The sequence below is a fragment of the Microbacterium sp. NPDC090225 genome, from assembly GCF_044772365.1.
Lineage (GTDB): Bacteria > Actinomycetota > Actinomycetes > Actinomycetales > Microbacteriaceae > Microbacterium.
Window position 1 is genome coordinate 2,725,007 of record NZ_JBIVYS010000001.1, and the last position, 19,702, is coordinate 2,744,708.

Here is a 19,702-nt window from a genome sequence, read left to right on the forward strand (position 1 = left end):
ATCTCGAATTAGTTGCTTCGATATCGAAGCAGTGCTACGGTTCAATAAGTGCTTCAACTTCGAAGCATCCGAATCGAGAGAGAAGTCATCATGAAGGCAGTGCGTTTCCACCAGCTCGGCGGCCCCGAGGTCCTGCGCATCGACGAGGTCGAAGTTCCCGAGCCCGGCGAGGGTCAGGTGCGCATCCGCGTCGCGGGCACCGGATTCAACCCGGCCGACGGCGGCATCCGCGGGGGAACCCTTCCGTTCCCCGTCGCGCTCCCGCACATTCCCGGTTACGACGTCGCCGGCACGGTCGACGCGCTCGGGCTCGGCGTCGACGGTCTCTCGATCGGCGACCGGGTCGTCGGATTCCTGTCGATGACCGACGACGGGGCGGATGCCGAGTACGCCCTGGCGCCGGCGGATCTGCTGGTCGCGGCGCCCCGCGCCGGAGAACTTGCGGATGCCGCGGCGCTCCCGTCGGTCGGGCTCACCGCCTGGCAGGCGCTGTTCGATCTCGCCGGGCTGCAGAAGGGGCAGCGCGTCCTGATCGTGGGCGCCGGCGGAACGGTCGGTGAGTACGCCGTGCAGCTGGCGAAGCACGCGGGGGCGTTCGTGATCGCGACGGCGAGCCCGCGCAGCCGTGCCGCGGTGGAGGCGGCCGGCGCCGACGAGGTCGTCGATCACACGGCGGGTTCGGTGCGCGACGACGTGGCGGCTTCGGTCGACGTGCTGCTGAATCTCGCGCCGATCGAGCCCGAGGAATTCGCGGCGCTCGTCTCACTGGTGGGTGACGGCGGCTTCGTGGTCAGCTCGACCGCGTGGATGCCGACGCCCGGCGACGAGGGTCGAGGCGTGCGCAGCGAGACCGTGTACGTGCGCAGTGACCCCGAACAGCTCGCGCATCTCGTGACCCTGGTCGATGAGGGAGCGCTGCGGCTGGTGGCGTCGCGTCGCGTGGGTCTCGAGGAGGTCGCGTCGGTGCATGCGGCCGCCGCGGCCGGCACGCTGCGCGGCAAGGTCGTCGTCGTCCCGAGTGCGTGAGGGGGCCACAGCTCAGGACGGATGCGCCGAATCGACCGCGAACCGGGCCCGAGTCGGCCGATCGGCGCTGTTCGTCCTGGGTCATGGACGGCGGATGCCGCGGCTGACACGTCCCGAAGACGGAGAAGACCCCCGCCGACCCGATTCGGCGGGGGTCTGCGGGCGCTTGGCGCCCGAGGCGCGGAATCCTGTGACTTCCCGATCCGGTCTGAGTCGTCCGCGCATCTGTAGTTGTAGTTCGCCGAAGTGACCGGCCGGTGAACGCCGCCTCAACATCCGACTCCCGCAAGGGGCGCACGCACGCATTGCAAGGGAGTCCTAGTAAATATTCGGGCATCAAAGTAAACTTGCGATGTGCCAACGACGGCACGAAGGGACGTCGCACAATGACTCGTACCATCCCGCATTTCGTGGGCGGATCGCACCTCACCCCGGCTGACGGGCGCTTCGCCGACGTCTTCGATCCCAGCACCGGAGCCGTGCAGGCCCGGGTGCCGCTCGCCTCGGCCGACGAGGTGCGCGCGGTGATCGCGAACGCCGAGGCCGCCCAACAGGACTGGGCCGCCACCAACCCGCAGAAGCGCGCCCGTGTGCTGCTGCGCTTCCTCGATCTGGTGCAGCGGGAGATGCAGTCGCTCGCCGAACTGCTCGCGAGCGAGCACGGCAAGACGGTCGACGATGCGAAGGGCGACATCCAGCGCGGGCTCGAGGTCATCGAGTTCTCGGCCGGGGCCCCGCACCTGCTCAAGGGGGAGTACTCCACGGGCGCCGGCGCGGGCATCGACGTCTACTCCATGCGCCAGCCCCTCGGTGTCGTCGCCGCGATCACCCCCTTCAACTTCCCCGCGATGATCCCGCTCTGGAAGGCCGGCCCGGCGCTCGCCGCGGGCAATGCCGTCGTGCTCAAGCCCAGTGAGCGCGACCCCTCGGTGCCGGTGCGCCTCGCCGAGCTGTTCCGCGAAGCGGGGCTTCCCGCCGGCGTGCTCAACGTCGTTCACGGCGACAAGGAGGCCGTCGACACGCTGCTCACCGATGACCGCATCCGCGCGGTCGGCTTCGTCGGCTCGACCCCGATCGCCGAGTACATCTACGCCACCGCAGCCGCGCACGGCAAGCGCGCGCAGTGCTTCGGTGGAGCCAAGAACCACATGATCGTGATGCCCGACGCCGATCTCGATCAGGCGGTCGACGCGCTGATCGGCTCGGGATACGGCTCGGCCGGTGAGCGGTGCATGGCGATCTCGGTGGCGGTGCCGGTCGGTCAGCAGACGGCGGATGCTCTCGCCGCCAAGCTCCTCGAACGCGTCGGGCAGCTGCGGGTCGGGCCCTCGCTGGCGCCCGATGTCGATTACGGCCCGCTGGTCACCCGCGCCGCCGTGGAACGGGTAGAGGGATACATCCAGCAGGGCATCGACGAGGGCGCGACCCTGCTCGCCGATGGCCGCGGGTTCACCGTCGCCGGCCACGAGGAGGGTTTCTACCTCGGACCGACGCTGTTCGACCACGTCACGACCGACATGGCGATCTACCGGGAGGAGATCTTCGGCCCGGTGCTCGTGATCGCCCGCGCCGCCGACTACGAGGAGGCGCTGCGCATGGCCTCGGAGCACGAGTACGGCAACGGCGTCGCGATCTTCACGCGCGACGGCGACGCGGCCCGCGACTTCGCGGCCCGGGTCGAGGTGGGCATGGTCGGGGTGAACGTACCGATCCCGGTGCCCATCGCCTATTACACGTTCGGCGGCTGGAAGCGCAGCGGGTTCGGCGACCTCAACCAGCACGGCGCTGACGCCTTCCGCTTCTACACGAAGACCAAGACGGTGACGAGCCGCTGGCCCGCGGCGGGCATCCGCGACGGTGCCAGCTTCGTCATCCCCACGATGCACTGACCACATCTTTTGCGGTTCCTGAGCCTGTCGAAGGGCAGGAACCCAGGATCAAGGAGTCGATGATGACCATGACCGACGTGACCACTCCCCTCACCGCCGACGAGCGCGACGCGATCCTCGAGGCCGTGCGCGAGTTCACCGAGATCGAGCTCGCCCCGCACGCGCTCGAGCGCGACGAGCAGCACATCTTCCCCCGCGAGTCGCTGGGCCGCGGCGGCGAGCTGGGCCTCGGCGGCATCTACGTGCGCGAGGAATCCGGCGGCACGGGACTCAGCCGCACCGACACCGTCGCGATCTTCGAGGAGCTCGCGCAGGGCGACCCCGCGGTCGCGGCGTACATCTCGATCCACAACATGGTGGCGTGGATGATCGACACCTACGGCAGCGACGAGCAGATCGCCCGGTGGATGCCCGATCTCACCGCCATGGCGGAGTTCGGCGGCTACTGCCTCACCGAGCCGGGTGCCGGATCGGATGCCGCGAACATCGCCACGAGCGCGGTGCGCGACGGCGACGACTACGTGCTCACCGGCGTGAAGCAGTTCATCTCCGGCGCGGGCGAGGCCGCGGTGTACGTCGTGATGGCGCGCACCGGCGGCCCCGGTGCCGGTGGCATCAGCGCCATCCTCGTCCCCGGCGATGCCGAGGGCCTCAGTTTCGGAGCGCTGGAGAAGAAGATGGGCTGGCACGCGCAGCCCACGCGCCAGGTGATCTTCGACGGAGTGCGGGTGCCGGCATCCGCTCTGCTCGGCGAAGAGGGGCGCGGTTTCGCGATCGCGATGTCGGCCCTCAACGGCGGCCGCCTCAACATCGCGGCCTGCTCGCTGGGTGGGGCGCAGTGGGCGCTCGACCGGGCCGTGCAGTACGTGCACGAGCGGGTCGCTTTCGGCGAGCCGCTCGCCGAGAAGCAGTCGATCCTGTTCCAGATCGCCGACATGCGCACCGAGCTGCAGGCCGCGCGCCTCATGGTGCGCGACGGCGCGGCGGCGGTCGACGCGAAGGCGCCGGACGCGACGATACGCTGCGCGATGGCCAAGCGATTCGCGACGGATGCGGGCTTCGACGTCGCCAATCGGGCGCTGCAGCTGCACGGCGGCTACGGCTACCTGCAGGACTACGGCATCGAGAAGGTCGTGCGCGATCTGCGCGTGCACCAGATCCTCGAGGGCACGAACGAGATCATGCGGTTGATCGTCGGGCGCGAGATGCTGCGGCCCGCGGGCTCCGCCTCGATGCGGAGCGCATCATGACGCGCATCGCCTTCCTCGGCCTCGGCCACATGGGGCTGCCGATGGCGGCGAACCTCGTGACGGCCGGGCACGAGGTGCAGGGGTTCGACCCGGTGCCGGCGGCAGTGGATGCGGCGCGGGCCGCCGACATCCCGATCGCGGCCAGCGGGGCGGATGCCGCAGCCGACGCGGATGTCGTCATCACGATGTTCCCCGCCGGCAAGCACGTGCTCGACGCGTACCACGGCGGGCTGCTCGCGGCGGCCCGGCCCGGCACGCTGTTCATCGAATCGTCGACGATCGCGGTCGACGAGGCGCGCGCGGCGCACGCTCTCGCGCTCGCCGCGGGGCACCGCAACATCGACGCTCCCGTCTCGGGCGGGGTCGTGGGCGCCGAGAACGGCACGCTCGCGTTCATGGTGGGCGGCAGCGACGAGGACTTCGCCGCTGCCCTGCCGCTGCTCGAGGCGATGGGCAAGAGGATCGTGCACTGCGGCGGTTCCGGGCTCGGCCAGGCGGCGAAGGTGTGCAACAACATGGTGCTCGCCGTGTCGCAGATCGCCGTCGCCGAGGCGTTCGTGCTGGGGGAGCGGTTGGGGCTCGAACATCAGGCGCTGTTCGACGTGGTGTCGCAGGCATCCGGTCAGTGCTGGTCGATCACCACCAACTGCCCCGTGCCGGGTCCGGTGCCGACGAGTCCCGCGAACCGCGACTATCAGCCGGGCTTCGCCGGTGCCCTCATGGCCAAGGATCTGGGGCTCGCCCTGCAGGCGATCGAGCAGACCTCGACGGATGCCCGCATGGGTCGGCTCGCCCAGCAGCTCTACGCCGCCTACGCCGCGGGTGACGGCGCCGGCCGCGACTTCTCCGGCATCATCACCGACATCCGCGACTCCGCACCCGGTTCCTGAGCGAGCGGAGCGAGACGAAGGACGCGGGCGCGATACTGAAGACCACGCGACGAAGGAGAGACATGACCGAGTACGAGACGATCCTGGTCGAGCAGCGCGGACGCGTGGGGTGGATCACGCTGGACAGACCGCAGGCCCTGAACGCCCTGAACGGCCGGGTGTCGGAGGAGGTCACGGCCGCAGCGGTCGCGTTCGACGCCGATGAGGGCGTGGGGGCGATCGTGGTCACCGGGTCCGAGAAGGCCTTCGCCGCGGGTGCCGACATCAAGGAGATGGAGGGCATGTCGTCGGCCGAGATGCTCGCCACCGACCACTTCGGCGCATGGAGCGACTTCGCGGCCGTGCGCACGCCCGTGATCGCGGCGGTCTCCGGCTTCGCGCTGGGCGGCGGATGCGAACTGGCGATGATGTGCGACATCATCCTCGCCGCCGACACCGCGAAGTTCGGGCAGCCCGAGATCAACCTCGGCGTGATCCCCGGCATGGGAGGAACGCAGCGCCTCATCCGCGCGGTCGGGTATTACAAGGCCGCCGAGCTCGTGCTCTCGGGTCGGATCATCGGCGCCGAGGAGGCCGAGCGCATCGGCCTGGTCTCGCGGGTGGTTCCGGCATCCGATCTGCTCACCGAGGCGACGACGCTCGCCGAGACGATCGCGTCGAAGTCGCTGCCCTCGCTCTACGCCGCGAAGGCGGCCCTCGACACCGCGATGGAGACGAGCCTCACCGACGGCCTCGCGCACGAGAAGCAGGCGTTCGCGCTGCTCTTCGACACCGAGGATCAGAAGGAGGGCATGTCGGCGTTCCGCGAGAAGCGGCAGCCCGACTTCCGGAACAGATGACTCCCGCGTCCGCCTCAGCCCCGCAGTGCCTCGACGATCTTGGCGAGGCGGCGCTCGCGGGTGGCGTCCTGCTTGGCCTCGGCGATCGCGCGAGCGTGCTCCTTGCGGGCCGAGTAGGCGAGGGCGTCGAAGGCGGCGCGCAGCGCGGGGTCGGCGTCGAGCGCTGCCGTCAGCGATGCGGGCTCGTCGACGGTGCGCTCAGCGGCGTCGAGGCGGATGACGGCATCGACCTCGTCGCCGATCTCGACGCCCAGCTCGGCGCGCGACGCCTTGCTCAGGCCGATGAGGTTGCGACCGCCCATGCGGCTGAGACGCAGTCGGGCGGTGCGGTCGCCGATCGTCACCGCGACCGGAAAGGCCTTGCCCGCGCCGAACGAGGCGACCTGCTCGTCGGTGAGGACGATGGCGGTCGCCGGCCCGCTGGCCGGGAGGGTCGTGTGGACGCGCAGTTCGCTCATGCGCACAGGGTACGCCGTGATCAGGCGTTTTCGAGCTCCGCCACGAGGGTGCGATTGCGTGCGGCGATCACGCGCCGCATGTACTCGCGCAGGAACAGTGCGTCGACCGCGCGCCCGATCGGGCCGAACGGCGAGCGGAACGTCACGACGTCACGCATGAGGGTGCCCCGCGGATGCTCCGCGAACGAGTGCACATGCAGGAACGACCCGAACGGCCCCGAGATCTGCCGGTCGCGGAACCCGCGCGGGGGATCGATGTCGAACACCCGCGACCGCAGCCGGAACGGGATGCCGAAGTGCCGCGCGCGCCACGTGACGGTCGAGCCCTCGGTGAACACGCCGCCCGCGGGAGCTTCGATCATCTTCTCGCCGTGCGCGGCCATCGAACGCACGTGCAGTTCGGGATCGAGGGATGCCGCGAACACCGCGTCGACGGGAGCCGCGATCACGGTCTCGAGCACGAACTTCGCCACGTCAGAGGGGCTCCGGGGTCGGGCGCGGGTCGGTGAAGTCGCCGGCATCCTTCCGCAGGCGCGCGACGATCGCGACGAGCTCGGCCGCATCGTCGCGGTCGACGCCGGGGGACGCGAACACGTCGGCGTTGAGCGCGGCGGTGGCCCGCTCGACCAGGTCGCGACCGGCCACGGTGAGCGCGAGCAGGGCTGCGCGGCCGTCGTGCGGGTGCGGTTCGCGCACGATCAGTTCGTCGCGCACGAGGCGGTCGGCGGTGCTGGTGACGGTGGTCGCGTGCACCTGCAGGCGCGCCACCACGCTCGACAGGGGCAGGCGGCCCTCGCGGCTGAACGCGAGCAGACGCAGCACCTCGTAGCGCGCGAAACTCAGCGCGAAGGGCTTGAGGGCCTGATCGACGCGGGCGAGCAGCAGTTGCTGGGCCCGCATGACCGAGGTCACGACGGCCATGCCGTCGGCGGCATCCGTCCATCCGTGCGCGAGCCACTGCCGCTTCGCCTCGGCGAGCGGATCCACGGGCAGGGGGCGGGGTCGGACCACGCCTCTAAGTTACCCGCCTCCGATTTCCCGCCCGTGATAGTTCAGAAACGCTTCTCAAACGGCGCCTCAAGCTGCGTTTTTGAACTATCAGCGTGGGACGGTGCCCTGACTCTGGGCCTGGGTTTCAACAAGACTGAAACCCAGTGCCGCAGGGCTAGAATCGACACAGTCGTGAGGAGCAATCGATGAAGATCTTCGTCCTGGTCAAAGAGGTGCCCGACACCTACGGTGACCGCAAGCTGAACCTGGAGACCGGACTGGCCGATCGGGCCGCCGGCGACGTGGTGCTCGACGAGATCACCGAGCGCGCCCTCGAGGTCGCCCTGAGCCATGCCGATGCGAGCGAGGGCACGGAGGTCGTCGCCGTCTCGATGGCCCCCGAGGGGTCGACCGCCACGGTGCGACGTGCACTCGCGATCGGCGCGGCATCCGCGGTGCACATCGCCGACGAGCAGCTCACCGGCGCCGACCTCGGTCTCACCGCCGAGGTGCTCGCCGCCGCGATCCGCCGCGGCGCCCCCGACCTCGTCATCACCGGCAACCTGTCGACCGACGGCTCGGGCGGGGTCATCCCCGCGATGCTCGCCGAGCACCTCGGCTGGGCGCAGGCGACGGCACTCACGGCGGTCGAGATCGGGACGGATGCCGTCTCCGGAACCCGCGCGACCGACTTCGGGTCGCAGACGGTGACCGCCGCGCTGCCGGCCGTGATCTCGATCACCGAGGCACTGCCGGATGCCCGGTTCCCCAACTTCAAGGGCATCATGGCCGCGAAGAAGAAGCCGGTGGAGGTGCTCTCGCTCGCCGACCTCGACGTCTCGGCCGATCCCTCCGCGGCGCCGCGCACCATCATGACCGCGGTCGCCGAGAAGCCCCCGCGTGCGGCGGGCGTCAAGATCACCGACGAGGGCGATGCCGCCCAGCAGCTCGTCGACTACCTCGTGCAGAACAGGCTGGTGTGACATGGGCTACCCCGAGAACCCGATCCTCGTGCTCGTCGACATCGACGCCGCGGGCGCTCCGGCGAGCAGCACCGCGGCGCTGATCGGCGCCGCGTCGACGGTCGGCGCGCCGGTCGCCCTCGTCGTCGGCGGCTCGACCGATGCCGCCGCGCAGGTGGCCGCGCTCGGAGCATCCGTCGTGCTGACCGCCGATGCGGATGCCGCCGCCCTCACCGTTCCCGTGGTCGACGCCCTGCAGGCCGCGTTCGACCGCGTGCAGCCCGACGCGGTGCTCGTGTCGAACTCGATCGCCGGACGCGACGCCGCTGCCCGCCTCGCCGTGCGCGCCCGGCTCGCGTTGTCGGTCGACGCGATCGGGGTGTCGCGCGACGACGAGGGCGTGGTCGCGCACCACTCCGTCTACGGCGGCGCGTACCTCGTGGACTCCGCTCCCACCTACGGCGCGCCCGTCATCACGGTGCGCCAGGGGGCGGTGGATGCTCGGGCCGAGGCCGTCGCGTCACCCTCGATCGAGGCGCTCGATGTCGCCGGGTCGGGGGTGGCGGCGGCATCCGTGGGCCCGATCGAAGCCGTCGAGCAGGCCTCCTCGCGACCCGAACTGCGTGGGGCGACCCGGGTCGTCTCGGGCGGACGCGGACTCGCCTCGAAGGAGAAGTTCGTGCTCGTCGAGGAGCTCGCCGATGCCCTCGGCGCCGCGGTCGGCGCTTCGCGCGCGGCCGTCGACGCGGGGTACGTCCCGCAGTCGCACCAGGTCGGGCAGACCGGTGTCTCGGTGTCGCCGCAGCTGTACGTCGCGCTCGGCATCTCGGGTGCGATCCAGCACCGCGCGGGCATGCAGACCTCCAAGACCATCGTGGCGATCAATAAAGACGGCGAGGCCCCGATCTTCGACGTCGCCGACTTCGGTATCGTCGGCGACCTGTTCACGATCGTGCCTCAGGTGATCGCCGCCCTCGAGGCCCGGAAGTAGGGGAGTCCATGGTCTCCGAGGCTCAGGAGGGGCGGATGCTGCGTCGCGGTCTGCCGCGCGTACCCGGGGGAGAGCCCTGGCCGCCGGCGGGCGCCTCGGCGGGGTGGGACCCTTCGGCAGGCTCCGGGGCCCAGGTTCTTCCCGCCGAGACGGAGCGGGTCGCTGAGACGAAGTGGGTCGCTGAGCCTGTCGAAGCGTCCCCCCACGAGACGCCGAGCTCCCTCCGCCGCGGGCTGCCGCGCACGCCGGGTGGCGAGCCGTGGCCTCCGGTCGGAGCTCCTGCGGGGCGGGGCCTTTCGACAGGCTCAGGGACCCAGGTGTCCGAGCCAGTCGCTGACCCGGTCCCTGATCCGGAGCCCGTCGCTGAGCAGGAATCGGTTGCTGAGCAGAACCGCGTCGCTGAAGGAAACCGGGTCGCTGAGCCTGTCGAAGCGTCCGCCCATGAGGCTCCCGCCGCATCCGGCATCCGTCGCGGGCTCCCGCGCACACCCGGCGGAGACCCCTGGCCGCCGGCCGGTACCGTCGCGTGGCGGGGCCCTTCGACAGGCTCAGGGGCCAAGGTTCTTCCCGTCGAACCCGACGGGGTCGCTGAGCAGGACGGGGTCGCTGAGCAGGAATGGGTCGCTGAGCCTGTCGAAGCGTCCCCCCACGAGGCCCCCGCCCCCGCCGTGACCGCCCCGCCCCGCCCTCCCTCCGCCTGGGACGGCACCGCCCCGCGCCGCATCACGACCGCGGCCGTGGCATCCGCTCGTTCCCGCCCGACCTGGACGCAGGGCATCGCCGTGCTGTTCGGTGCGGCGGCCCTCGGAGTGCTCGCGGCGGCCGCGGTCGCGCTCGTGCGCACACTGCTGAGCTTCGCGTTCATGCAGGACTTCCTCGCCGCGTTCCCGGGCGAGTACGTGCCGCCGATCGCCGTCGAGTCCGGGTTCCCCGCGTGGGTCAACTGGGCGCACTTCTTCAACGTGTTCCTGATGGTGCTGATCATCCGCTCGGGTCTGCGGGTGCGCACCGAGAAGCGGCCGACGGTGTTCTGGGCGCCGCGGGGCAATCCCAAGGGCAAGATCAGCCTGACGTTGTGGTTCCATCAGGCGCTCGACATCCTGTGGCTCGTGAACGGTGTCGTGTTCGTGGTGCTGCTGATCGTCACGGGGCACTGGGTGCGGATCGTGCCGACGAGTTGGGAGGTCTTCCCGAACGCGCTGTCGGCGGCGCTGCAGTACGTGTCGTTCGACTGGCCGCACGAGAACGGCTGGAACAACTACAACAGCCTGCAGCAGCTCGCCTACTTCGTGACCGTGTTCATCGCCGCACCGCTGGCGGCGATCACCGGGTTCCGGATGTCGGGGCTGTGGCCCAAGAAGGCCGAGAAGCTGTCGAAGGCGTACCCGGTGGAGTGGGCGCGCGCGCTGCACTTCCCGATCATGTTGTACTTCGTGGCGTTCATCATCGCGCACGTGGCGCTGGTGATGCTGACCGGATTCCTGCGCAACCTCAACCACATGTACGCGTCTCAGGATGCCGTGACGTGGACGGGCTTCTGGGTGTTCGTGGCGTCGCTCGTGGTGATCGCCGCTGCGTGGGTGGCGGCTCGCCCCCTGGTGCTCGCGCCGATCGCGAAGGTCTTCGGCAACGTGTCGGGGCGCTGAGCGCGGCCGCCGCCTCCCGACGCCGAGAACCCCCTCTACGTGCGAGATCCCCCTGTGCGTGCGCACTGCACAGGGGGATCTCGTACAGAAAGGGGGATCTCGACGACCTCGCCCCGGGGCGGAGGATGCCTCAGCGGGTGAAGCGCACCTCGGTCAGCGTCTCGCCGAGGAACGGCTCGGTGTGGCTGGCGCCGTCGAGGGTGAAGCCGTTGCGCGCGTAGAAGCGGTGCGCGCGGGGGTTGTCGTCCGCGACCCAGAGGTAGAGCGGGGCGTCTTTCTCGACCGTGGCGTCGAAGAGCTTCTGGCCGATGCCGGTGGAGTGCCACGCGTCGAGCAGGTAGATGAAGTAGAGCTCGCGCAGCGCCGGGGCGTCCTTGTCGCGGGCGGGACCGGAGCCGGCGAAGCCGACGATCTCGCCGTCGACGAGGGCGGCGCGCATCGTGAAGTCGGGGCCCTGCGAGGCCCAGTGCGTCCACAGCTCGGCCATGCGGCGCGGCGACACCTTCTCGAGCGCGGCCTTGCTGATCAGGTGGTCGTAGGTCTCGTGCCAGCACTGGGCGTGCACGCGACCGAGGGCTTCCGCGTCCACATCACGGACCGGACGGACGATGACTTCGGGCTGGGCTTCGGCGCTCATGTTCGTGACTCTACGCGCGGCATCCGCTATCCGGAAATCGAGCGGATGCCGTCGACAACGCCCCGAGTGGTCATGGAGGATCTCGACAACGATCTTCGCGGATCGTGCGCGGATGAATACGATCGATCCTCGTGAATGTGATCTGGCGCACCCTCCTGGTGATCTTCCGTGCCCGCTCCCGCGTGCGGCGGGGCAAGACCCTCGATCCGACGGCGGTGGGCAGCATCCGTCTGACGACCCTGCCGACCGACATCGACATCCTGCGGCACATGAACAACGGCCGGTACCTGTCGCTGTTCGACCTGGGGCGCTGGGACCTGCTGATCCGTTCGGGGCTGTTCGACGCCATGAAGGAGAACGGTTGGTACGCGGTGGTGTCGAGCGAGACGATCACGTTCCGCCGCTCGCTCGTGCCGTGGAAGCGGTTCGAGGTGCAGTCGCGGTTCATCGGGCACGACGATCGGGCGCTGTTCCTCGAGCACCGGGCGGTCGTGAAGGGGCAGATCTACGCCCGGGCGATCATCCGGGCCCGGATGCTGCGCCGCACCGGCGGCACGGTCGCCAACGAGGAGCTGTTCGCCGCGGTCGGCAAGCCGGAGGGCGTGCCCGAGATCGACGCCTGGGTGCACGAGTGGGCCGCGGCATCCGCCCTGCCGCCGGTGCGCGCGGACGCCCCGAGCGACTGGAACTGACGGTTCGTCCCCTCGCGACTTTCCCCTGTTAGTGAGGTATATCGGTACGCCTCGCATGACTTCGGAGTTTCGGATCGACACGCCGTCGTGACGCGGCCTAGCGTGGCGTGTCGCCCGCAGTCTCCGAAGTTGTGCGGGCTCGCGTGAGGGGGCTGTCGGTGCACGACGGGGGCATGAGTGAGTTCGACATGCGCGCCGAGCCGTCTGCGGGGCGAGAGCGCGGCCCGATGCCCGCCTCCATCATTCTCGCGACCGTGTTCGCGGTGGGCGTGGTGATCTTCTGGGTCTGCGTGACCGTGCTGCTCATCGCGGCGTTCCGAACCGTGGAGGGGGTGCCCGGTGTCTGGACGCTCGCGTCAGCGAGTGCTGCAGTCATGAGCGTGGTCGGTGTCGTCGGATGCGTGCGCCGATGGCGGTGGGTGCGGTGGGCGGCGCTCACGCAAACGCTCGTCGTCGGCACCGCGCTGGGTTTCGTGCTGCCGCTGTTTCTGCCCGTCCTGGGAGTGATCGTCATCCTCGTGATCCACGCGGGGCTGCAGTTCCTGCTGTCGTCGCATCGGTGGTATCACCCGAAGAATGTGCAGCCGGTGTACTCGAGGGAGTCCTGATGGATCATGGAGCGGTACCGAGGACGGCGCGAACGAATGACCTGCCGTGGACCGTGGTTCTCGCCATCCTGTGCGCCTCGCTCATCGTGGCGTTCGGGGCGTGCATCGCCTCATCCTCATCGCCGTCACGATCGAGACCGGCTCGAGCCTGCTGGCGCTGCTCGTGGAGATCTTCGCCGTCATCATGAGCATCGTCGGCCTGGTCTGCTGCGTCCGCCGCTGGGGGTGGGTGCGCTGGGCTGCCGCGCTGCAGGGCGTGATGATCATGATCGCGTTCATATCGGGCGCGCGGCTCGGGGGGCTGCTTCCGTTCCCCGAGCTCAGGGCGTCACCCGCGGAATCACGGGCGAGCCAGCGAGCCGAGACCCCGCCCCCGCCCTAGGGTGAGAGACATGGCAGAGTCGTCGTCTCCTTCTTCGGATGCCGCGGCATCCGCTCCTCTGGCCGACCGGGCCGTCGAGCTCGCCCGTCGCTGGGTGATCGAAGCCGCGGCGGCCGACGTCGACCCCGCCGCCGCGCGCCTCGCCGGGGTGCTGCGCGATGCGAACGGTCTGCCCTTCACGCTCGGTTTCGTCGACGGCGTGATGCGGCCCGAGAGCCTGGGCGCCGCGGCATCCCGTCTGCATCGGATCGCTCCGATCGTGCCCGACTTCCTGCCCTGGTACCTGCGCGGCGCGGTGAAGCTCGGCGGCGGGATCGCCCCGGTGCTCCCCGCCCCGACCGTGCCGATCGCCCGCCGCGTGCTGCGCGAGATGGTGGGGCACCTCGTCGTCGATGCGCGCCCCGCCAAGCTCGGCCCGGCGATCGAGAAGATCCGCGAGTCCGGCGCCCGACTCAACCTCAACCTCCTCGGCGAGGCCGTGCTCGGCGAGGGAGAGGCGCAGCGCCGGCTCGACGGCATCCACGATCTGGTCCGCCGCCCCGACGTCGACTACGTCTCGGTCAAGGTCTCGGCCGTCGTCAGCCACATCTCGATGTGGGCGTTCGACGAGGTCGTCGACCGGGTGGTCGAGAGGTTGCTGCCGCTGTACCTGACGGCGGCGGGCCCTTCGACAGGCTCAGGGACCCAGGAGGGCGCAGGCTCGGGGGCCCAGGGGGGCGCAGGCTCAGGGACCCAGGAGGGCGCAGGCTCAGGCGCCCCCACCTTCATCAACCTCGACATGGAAGAGTACCGCGACCTCGACCTGACGATCGCGGTGTTCACGCGCATCCTCGAAGACCCGCGCCTGGCGAACCTGCATGCCGGCATCGTGCTGCAGGCCTACCTGCCCGATGCGCTCCCCGCCCTGCAGGAGCTCACCGCCTGGGCGCAGGACCGCGTCGCGCACGGCGGCGCCCCCATCAAGATCCGTCTCGTCAAGGGCGCGAATCTCGCGATGGAGCGCGTCGAAGCGACCATGCACGGGTGGACGCCGGCGACCTACGACACCAAGCTCGACACGGATGCCAACTACCTCCGCTGCCTCGACTGGGCGCTGCACCCCGAGCGCACCGCGGCCGTGCACCTCGGCATCGCCGGGCACAACCTCTTCGGCATCGCCTACGCGTGGCTGCTCGCGGGCGAGCGCGGAGTGCGCGAGGGCATCGAGTTCGAGATGCTGCTCGGCATGGCCCAGGGGCAGGTGCAGGCGGTCTCGCGCGAGGTCGGCCCCGTGCTGCTCTACGTGCCGGTCGTCGCACCCGCCGAGTTCGACGTCGCGATCAGCTATCTCGTGCGCCGTCTCGAGGAGAACGCCTCGAGCGAGAACTTCCTCTCGGCGGCATTCCAGCTCGGCGAGGACGAGTCCCTGTTCGTGCGCGAGCAGGACCGCTTCCTCGACGCCCTCGATCGCTCGGCCGACCCGAACCTGCGCACGGGGCCGCGGCGTCGACAGGACCGGCTCGCGCCGATGCACGAGTCCGTGCGTCCGGTGCTCATCGACCCGGTGCCCGAAGCCGACCTGACCAAGGCCGTGCTCGGCATCTCGCGCGGATCGTCCGACGACGACGGCTTCGACGCGGAGCAGTTCCTCGAGACCGCGGTGTATGCGCCCCGAGAGCTCGCCGACGCCTCGGCGGGTGCGCCCGGCTTCACGAACGCGGTCGACAGCGACCCGGCTCTGCCCGCCAACCGCGAGTGGGCGCGCGGCATCCGCGAACGCATCGCCACCTCCACCGCCGGAGACGACACCCTCGCCACCGCGCTGGTCGACGATCCCGCGGCCCTCGACGACATCATCACGACCGTGCGGGATGCCGCGCCGAGCTGGGGCTCCCGCCCCGCCGCCGACCGATCCGAGGTGCTGCTGCGGGCGGCCGCCGCGCTCGAATCCCGTCGCGGCGAACTGATCGAGGTCGCAGCGTCCGAGACGGGCAAGGTCTTCGCCGAGGCCGACGTCGAGGTGAGCGAGGCGGTCGACTTCGCCCGCTACTACGCGGCGACCGCGCGCGAGCTCGACGCGATCGCGGGGGCGGCGTTCGTTCCGGCATCCGTCACCGTCGTCACCCCGCCCTGGAACTTCCCCGTCGCGATCCCGGCCGGGGGAGTGCTGGCGGCGCTCGCCGCGGGGTCGGGTGTGATCTTCAAGCCGGCGCCGCAGGCGCGACGGTGCGCGGCGGTGATCGCCGAGGCGCTCTGGCAGGCGGGGGTGCCGCGCGACGTGCTCGCCCTCGTCGACATCGAGGAGGGCGCGCTCGGGAAGCAGCTCATCACGCACGAGGCCGTGGATCGGGTGATCCTCACAGGGTCGTGGGACACGGCGGCGCTCTTCCGCTCGTGGCGCGCCGACCTGCCGCTGCTGGCCGAGACCAGCGGCAAGAACGCTATGATCATCACGCCGTCCGCCGATCTCGACCTCGCGGTCGCCGACCTCGTCAAGAGCGCCTTCGGCCATGCGGGGCAGAAATGCTCGGCGGCGTCGCTCGCGATCCTCGTCGGACCGGTCGGACGCTCGCAGCGCTTCGCGAGACAGCTGGCGGATGCCGTGCGCTCGTTGCACGTCGGATGGCCCACCGATCCGCTCGCCGAGGTCGGACCCGTCATCGAGAAGCCGCAGGGCAAGCTCGCCTGGGCGCTCTCGCAGCTCGAGGGCGACGAGAAGTGGCTCATCGAACCGTCGCTCTCGGCCGATGACGACGGCAGCGGGCGCCTGTGGACCCCGGGTGTGCGCGTGGGCGTGCGGGCCGGGTCGCGGTTCCACCTCGAGGAGTTCTTCGGGCCGGTGCTGGGCGTGATGTACGCGCCGACGCTCTCGGCCGCGATCGAGATGCAGAACGCGGTCGCCTACGGTCTCACCGCGGGGCTCCAGACCCAGGACCCGGGCGATCTCGCGACCTGGCTCGACACCGTGCAGGCCGGCAACCTCTATGTGAACCGCGGCATCACCGGGGCGATCGTGCAGCGGCAGCCGTTCGGCGGGTGGAAGCGCTCCTCGGTCGGACCCGGCACGAAGGCCGGCGGCCCGAACTACCTCGCAGGTCTCGGATCGTGGCGCTCGCGCCCCGGATCGACCCCGTCGAGCACGCTGCATCTGCGCGGCCTCGACTCGCGCATCACCGCGCTGATCGAGTCGGCCCAGCCGTCTCTCGACTTCGAGTCGTTCGAGTGGCTGCGGCGGTCGGCCCTGTCGGACGCCCTCGCCTGGGATCGCGAGTTCGGCCAGGTGCGCGACGTCTCGCGTCTGGGCGTCGAACGCAACCTCTTCCGGTACCGCCCGCTGCCCGTCGAACTGCGGGCGACGGCGGATGCCCCGTTGCAGGAGGTGCTGCGCACGGTGCTCGCCGCGGTGCGCGCCGGTGCGGGATTCGTGCTGTCTGTCTCGGCGGGACTCCCGGCCGGGGTGCGCCACGCGCTCGGCGACCTCGACGCGGCGGTGTTCCTCGAGAGCGACGACGAGTGGCTCGCGCGGGTCTCGCGCTCCGGCGAGGCCGACGGGGGCGAGGTGGTGTCCACGACGCCGGCGTCCCGCATCCGCCTGATCGGATCGCGCCCCGCGGTGGCGGCGGCGCACGCGGCTCTCGCCCGCGCGGTCGACGGCGATCCCGACCTCGCGGTCTACGACGGCGAGGTGACCTCGGCCGGGCGCATCGAGCTGCTGCCCTTCGTGCACGAGCAGGCGATCTCGATCACCGCCCACCGCTTCGGGAATCCGGATCCGGTGTTCGCCGACGTGATCTGAGCCCTCGCCCGTAAAGCAGGAGATCTCTCGTATCGGAGGAGCGATTCGCGCGCAGCATCCTGTGTTTCCTGAGATCTCCTCCGCTCCGTGCGACAAGCGTGTAAAGCCCGAGGTGGTGCGCGAGATTCTCTCGCTCGCCGCGGCCGGATCGCTCCGCGCGGTGATCGAACGCGAGTACCCCTTCGCCGAGGCATCCGCCGCCCTGGCCCACCTCGAGGCCGGCCACACGGCCGGCAAAGTCGTGGTGGTCGGCACCGCCTGACCCCGGCCACCCACCCGTGAGGGGTCAGAACACGCCGCAACGGATGCCGCGGGCAGGGCGTGTCTTGACCCCTCACGGCGGAGCCGCGGCGATTCGAAACGCGAATCAACCGAACGCCCGGCGCTCTGGCACCCCACAGCCCACGGATGGCACAATGAAACCGGCGTGCCCGAGTCGCATCTTCCCCGTCCCCGCTCCGAAAAGAGTTCCGGGTCGAACTTCCGCCGGGCCCCTGGACAGCGTCCGCCGCACCCGTTCATTCGAGGAGCATCCATGTCGACGCCTGAGACCGCCGTGGCATCCGCCCCCGCGCGCACCGCGCACCGCCGCCGCTACCTGATGTGCAAGCCGGAGCACTTCACGGTCAACTACTCCATCAACCCGTGGATGGAACCCACCAAGCCGACCGACACCGCCAACGCGGTCGCGCAGTGGCAGAAGCTCCACGACCTCTACCTCGAACTGGGCCACGAGGTCGAGCTCATCGAACCGCTCGCCGGCTACCCCGACATGGTCTACACGGCCAACGGCGGATTCCTCATCGACGGTCGCGCGTACGTGCCCGAGTTCCGCTTCGTCGAGCGCCAGGGTGAGGCGCCCGCGTTCGCCGAGTGGTTCCGACAGGCCGGCTACGACACGGTCATGCCCGAAGAGGTCAACGAGGGTGAGGGCGACTTCCTGCTCGTCGGCGACGTGATCCTGGCCGGTACGGGCTTCCGCTCCACCGGCGACAGCCACCGCGAGGTCGGCGAGGTCTTCGGCCGCGAGGTCGTCTCGCTCACCCTGACCGACCCGCGCTTCTACCACCTCGACACCGCCATCGCGGTGCTCGATCCGGTGCAGGGTGTCGAGAACGGCGGGCCCGAGCGCGCCAACATCGCGTACCTGCCGGGCGCCTTCGATGACGCGAGCCGCGCGATCCTCGAGGAGCGCTTCCCCGACGCGATCCTCGTGTCGGACGACGACGGCGCGGTCTTCGGCCTCAACTCGGCCAGCGACGGCTACAACGTCATCATCTCGCCGCGGGCGAAGGGCTTCGAGAAGCAGCTGCGCGAGCGCGGCTACAACCCGATCACCGTCGACCTCTCCGAGCTGCTGCTCGGCGGCGGCGGCATCAAGTGCTGCACGCTCGAGCTCCGGGGCGCGAAATGACAACGGACGCCGTGGCGACGGACGCTTCGACAGTCGAGTCCCCGGTTCCTGAGCGAGCGCAGCGAGACGAAGGACACGTCGCCCACAACTACCACCCGCTGCCGGTGAACATCGCGCGCGGAGACGGTGCGTGGGTGACGGACGTCGAGGGCAAGCGCTACCTCGACCTGCTCGCCGCGTACTCGGCCGTGAACTTCGGGCACCGGCATCCGGCGCTCGTCGCGGCGCTCACCGAGCAGCTCGGTCGGGTGACCCTGATCAGCCGCGCGTTCCAGAGCGACCGGCTCGAGCCCTTCGCCGCCGCGCTCGCGAAGCTCGCGGGCAAGGACCTGGTGCTGCCGATGAACACGGGCGCTGAGGCGGTCGAGACCGGCATCAAGGTCGCGCGCGCCTGGGGCTACCGGGTCAAGGGCATCGCCGACGGCAAGGCCCGCATCATCGTCGCGGCCGGCAACTTCCACGGTCGCACGACGACGATCGTGAGCTTCAGCGACGACGAGCAGGCGCGCGAGGGCTTCGGCCCGTACACCCCCGGCTTCGACATCGTGCCCTATGGGGACGCGGATGCCATCGCCGCCGCGATCACCGACGACACCGCCGCCGTGCTCGTCGAGCCCATCCAGGGCGAGGCCGGCGTCGTGATCCCGCCCGAGGGGTACCTGCGTCGCATCCGCGAGATCTGCGATGAGAAGAACGTCCTCTTCATCGCCGACGAGATCCAGTCGGGGCTCGGCCGTGTGGGCGAGACGTTCGCGAGCGATCGCGAGGGTGTCGTGCCCGACCTCTACCTGCTCGGCAAGGCTCTCGGCGGCGGACTGCTGCCGGTGTCGGCGGTCGTCGGAAACGAAGACGTGCTGGGTGTCATCCGTCCGGGCGAGCACGGCTCGACCTTCGGCGGCAACCCGCTCGCGGCGGCCGTCGGCCTGCGCGTGGTCGAGATGCTCGAGACGGGCGAGTTCCAGGAGCGCGCCCGCGCACTCGGCACCCACCTCGCCGCGGCTCTCGAGCCGCTCATCGGCCACGGCGTCACCGCGGTGCGCATCGCCGGGCTCTGGGCGGGTGTCGACATCGACCCCGCGAAGGGCACCGGTCGGGAGATCGCGGAGAAGCTCCTCGATCGCGGCGTGCTCGTGAAGGACACGCACGGCCAGACGATCCGCATCGCCCCGCCGCTCGTGATCCGCGCGACCGAGCTCGACTGGGCGGTCGAGCAGCTCCGGGTGGTCCTGGGCGCGTAGCGCCACGGTATCCGC

The 19,702-nt window shown here is 70.4% G+C and carries 19 protein-coding genes; 15 read left to right on the plus strand and 4 right to left on the minus strand.

Going from position 1 to position 19,702, the window contains the following annotated elements; genetic code table 11:
- Positions 1–90: 90 nt before the first annotated feature.
- From ACIQTT_RS13100 to ACIQTT_RS13120, 5 genes are all read left to right on the plus strand, one after another.
- The gene (locus ACIQTT_RS13100; protein WP_402790643.1) at positions 91–1,026 is read left to right on the plus strand and encodes an NADP-dependent oxidoreductase; all 936 of its coding nucleotides are present in this window, start codon (positions 91–93) and stop codon (positions 1,024–1,026) included.
- A gap of 386 nt (positions 1,027–1,412) precedes the next feature.
- Positions 1,413–2,915: a CoA-acylating methylmalonate-semialdehyde dehydrogenase gene (locus ACIQTT_RS13105; RefSeq protein WP_402790646.1), complete on the plus strand. Its 1,503-nt coding sequence runs from the start codon at positions 1,413–1,415 to the stop codon at positions 2,913–2,915.
- Positions 2,916–2,977: 62 nt separating this feature from the next.
- Positions 2,978–4,165, plus strand: a complete 1,188-nt coding sequence (locus tag ACIQTT_RS13110; protein WP_402790649.1) for an acyl-CoA dehydrogenase family protein — start codon at positions 2,978–2,980, stop codon at positions 4,163–4,165.
- Positions 4,162–5,055 carry a 3-hydroxyisobutyrate dehydrogenase gene (mmsB, locus tag ACIQTT_RS13115; protein ID WP_402790652.1) on the plus strand — a complete coding sequence of 298 codons (894 nt, stop codon included), beginning with the start codon at positions 4,162–4,164 and terminating at the stop codon, positions 5,053–5,055. The genes ACIQTT_RS13110 and mmsB overlap by 4 nt, the downstream gene beginning before the upstream one ends.
- A gap of 62 nt (positions 5,056–5,117) precedes the next feature.
- Positions 5,118–5,894: an enoyl-CoA hydratase-related protein gene (locus tag ACIQTT_RS13120; protein WP_402790655.1), complete on the plus strand. Its 777-nt coding sequence runs from the start codon at positions 5,118–5,120 to the stop codon at positions 5,892–5,894.
- Between the two features lie 14 nt (positions 5,895–5,908).
- On the opposite strand, the gene ACIQTT_RS13125 is transcribed toward ACIQTT_RS13120, so the two are convergent.
- From ACIQTT_RS13125 to ACIQTT_RS13135, 3 genes are read right to left on the minus strand one after another with little or no spacing between them, the layout of a single operon-like run.
- Positions 5,909–6,352 carry a YdeI/OmpD-associated family protein gene (locus tag ACIQTT_RS13125; RefSeq protein ID WP_402790658.1) on the minus strand — a complete coding sequence of 148 codons (444 nt, stop codon included), beginning with the start codon at positions 6,350–6,352 and terminating at the stop codon, positions 5,909–5,911.
- A 20-nt stretch (positions 6,353–6,372) separates the two neighbouring features.
- Positions 6,373–6,825 carry an SRPBCC family protein gene (locus ACIQTT_RS13130; RefSeq protein WP_402790661.1) on the minus strand — a complete coding sequence of 151 codons (453 nt, stop codon included), beginning with the start codon at positions 6,823–6,825 and terminating at the stop codon, positions 6,373–6,375.
- A 1-nt stretch (position 6,826) separates the two neighbouring features.
- On the minus strand, positions 6,827–7,363 hold the full coding sequence (locus tag ACIQTT_RS13135; protein WP_402790664.1) for a MarR family winged helix-turn-helix transcriptional regulator: 537 nt from the start codon (positions 7,361–7,363) through the stop codon (positions 6,827–6,829).
- A gap of 185 nt (positions 7,364–7,548) precedes the next feature.
- Here ACIQTT_RS13135 and ACIQTT_RS13140 point away from each other — a divergent pair, with 185 nt between their 5' ends.
- The 3 genes from ACIQTT_RS13140 (at position 7,549) to ACIQTT_RS13150 (ending at position 10,941) form a co-directional block, all read left to right on the plus strand.
- Positions 7,549–8,325: an electron transfer flavoprotein subunit beta/FixA family protein gene (locus ACIQTT_RS13140; RefSeq protein ID WP_402790667.1), complete on the plus strand. Its 777-nt coding sequence runs from the start codon at positions 7,549–7,551 to the stop codon at positions 8,323–8,325.
- Between the two features lies 1 nt (position 8,326).
- Entirely contained in the window at positions 8,327–9,295 is a 969-nt protein-coding gene (locus ACIQTT_RS13145) for an electron transfer flavoprotein subunit alpha/FixB family protein (protein WP_402790670.1), read from the plus strand.
- A gap of 668 nt (positions 9,296–9,963) precedes the next feature.
- Positions 9,964–10,941, plus strand: coding sequence for a cytochrome b/b6 domain-containing protein (locus tag ACIQTT_RS13150; RefSeq protein ID WP_402790673.1), 978 nt, complete (start codon positions 9,964–9,966; stop codon positions 10,939–10,941).
- Between the two features lie 130 nt (positions 10,942–11,071).
- Here ACIQTT_RS13150 and ACIQTT_RS13155 read toward each other — a convergent pair whose 3' ends face one another.
- Entirely contained in the window at positions 11,072–11,578 is a 507-nt protein-coding gene (locus tag ACIQTT_RS13155) for a GNAT family N-acetyltransferase (RefSeq protein WP_402790676.1), read from the minus strand.
- Positions 11,579–11,709: 131 nt separating this feature from the next.
- On the opposite strand from ACIQTT_RS13155, the gene ACIQTT_RS13160 reads away from it, so the two are divergent.
- The 7 genes from ACIQTT_RS13160 (at position 11,710) to rocD (ending at position 19,687) form a co-directional block, all read left to right on the plus strand.
- A complete protein-coding gene (locus ACIQTT_RS13160) occupies positions 11,710–12,270 on the plus strand; it encodes an acyl-CoA thioesterase (protein WP_402790679.1) in 561 nt (186 codons plus the stop codon).
- A gap of 173 nt (positions 12,271–12,443) precedes the next feature.
- Positions 12,444–12,878 carry a hypothetical protein gene (locus ACIQTT_RS13165; RefSeq protein ID WP_402790682.1) on the plus strand — a complete coding sequence of 145 codons (435 nt, stop codon included), beginning with the start codon at positions 12,444–12,446 and terminating at the stop codon, positions 12,876–12,878.
- Positions 12,879–12,978: 100 nt separating this feature from the next.
- Positions 12,979–13,260 (plus strand): hypothetical protein, encoded by a 282-nt coding sequence (locus ACIQTT_RS13170; RefSeq protein WP_402790685.1) that lies wholly within the window; start codon positions 12,979–12,981, stop codon positions 13,258–13,260.
- Between the two features lie 10 nt (positions 13,261–13,270).
- Entirely contained in the window at positions 13,271–17,035 is a 3,765-nt protein-coding gene (locus ACIQTT_RS13175) for a proline dehydrogenase family protein (protein ID WP_402790688.1), read from the plus strand.
- A gap of 112 nt (positions 17,036–17,147) precedes the next feature.
- Positions 17,148–17,297, plus strand: a complete 150-nt coding sequence (locus ACIQTT_RS13180; protein ID WP_402790691.1) for a zinc-binding dehydrogenase — start codon at positions 17,148–17,150, stop codon at positions 17,295–17,297.
- A 273-nt stretch (positions 17,298–17,570) separates the two neighbouring features.
- Complete coding sequence (gene ddaH / locus ACIQTT_RS13185; protein ID WP_402790694.1) at positions 17,571–18,449, plus strand: dimethylargininase; 879 nt, start codon at positions 17,571–17,573, stop codon at positions 18,447–18,449.
- A complete protein-coding gene (gene rocD / locus ACIQTT_RS13190; RefSeq protein ID WP_402790696.1) occupies positions 18,446–19,687 on the plus strand; it encodes an ornithine--oxo-acid transaminase in 1,242 nt (413 codons plus the stop codon). Before ddaH ends, rocD begins: the two co-directional genes overlap by 4 nt.
- Positions 19,688–19,702 lie beyond the last annotated feature (15 nt).

What these genes read in the sequence shown, in the direction of transcription:
- ACIQTT_RS13100 (WP_402790643.1), top strand. Translation starts at nt 91, where the DNA reads ATGAAGGCAGTGCGTTTCCACCAGCTCGGCGGCCCCGAGGTCCTGCGC.
- ACIQTT_RS13105 (WP_402790646.1), top strand. Translation starts at nt 1,413, where the DNA reads ATGACTCGTACCATCCCGCATTTCGTGGGCGGATCGCACCTCACCCCG.
- ACIQTT_RS13110 (WP_402790649.1), top strand. Translation starts at nt 2,978, where the DNA reads ATGACCATGACCGACGTGACCACTCCCCTCACCGCCGACGAGCGCGAC.
- mmsB (WP_402790652.1), top strand. Translation starts at nt 4,162, where the DNA reads ATGACGCGCATCGCCTTCCTCGGCCTCGGCCACATGGGGCTGCCGATG.
- ACIQTT_RS13120 (WP_402790655.1), top strand. Translation starts at nt 5,118, where the DNA reads ATGACCGAGTACGAGACGATCCTGGTCGAGCAGCGCGGACGCGTGGGG.
- ACIQTT_RS13125 (WP_402790658.1), bottom strand. Translation starts at nt 6,352, where the DNA reads ATGAGCGAACTGCGCGTCCACACGACCCTCCCGGCCAGCGGGCCGGCG.
- ACIQTT_RS13140 (WP_402790667.1), top strand. Translation starts at nt 7,549, where the DNA reads ATGAAGATCTTCGTCCTGGTCAAAGAGGTGCCCGACACCTACGGTGAC.
- ACIQTT_RS13145 (WP_402790670.1), top strand. Translation starts at nt 8,327, where the DNA reads ATGGGCTACCCCGAGAACCCGATCCTCGTGCTCGTCGACATCGACGCC.
- ACIQTT_RS13155 (WP_402790676.1), bottom strand. Translation starts at nt 11,578, where the DNA reads ATGAGCGCCGAAGCCCAGCCCGAAGTCATCGTCCGTCCGGTCCGTGAT.
- ACIQTT_RS13165 (WP_402790682.1), top strand. Translation starts at nt 12,444, where the DNA reads ATGAGTGAGTTCGACATGCGCGCCGAGCCGTCTGCGGGGCGAGAGCGC.
- ACIQTT_RS13175 (WP_402790688.1), top strand. Translation starts at nt 13,271, where the DNA reads ATGGCAGAGTCGTCGTCTCCTTCTTCGGATGCCGCGGCATCCGCTCCT.
- ddaH (WP_402790694.1), top strand. Translation starts at nt 17,571, where the DNA reads ATGTCGACGCCTGAGACCGCCGTGGCATCCGCCCCCGCGCGCACCGCG.
- rocD (WP_402790696.1), top strand. Translation starts at nt 18,446, where the DNA reads ATGACAACGGACGCCGTGGCGACGGACGCTTCGACAGTCGAGTCCCCG.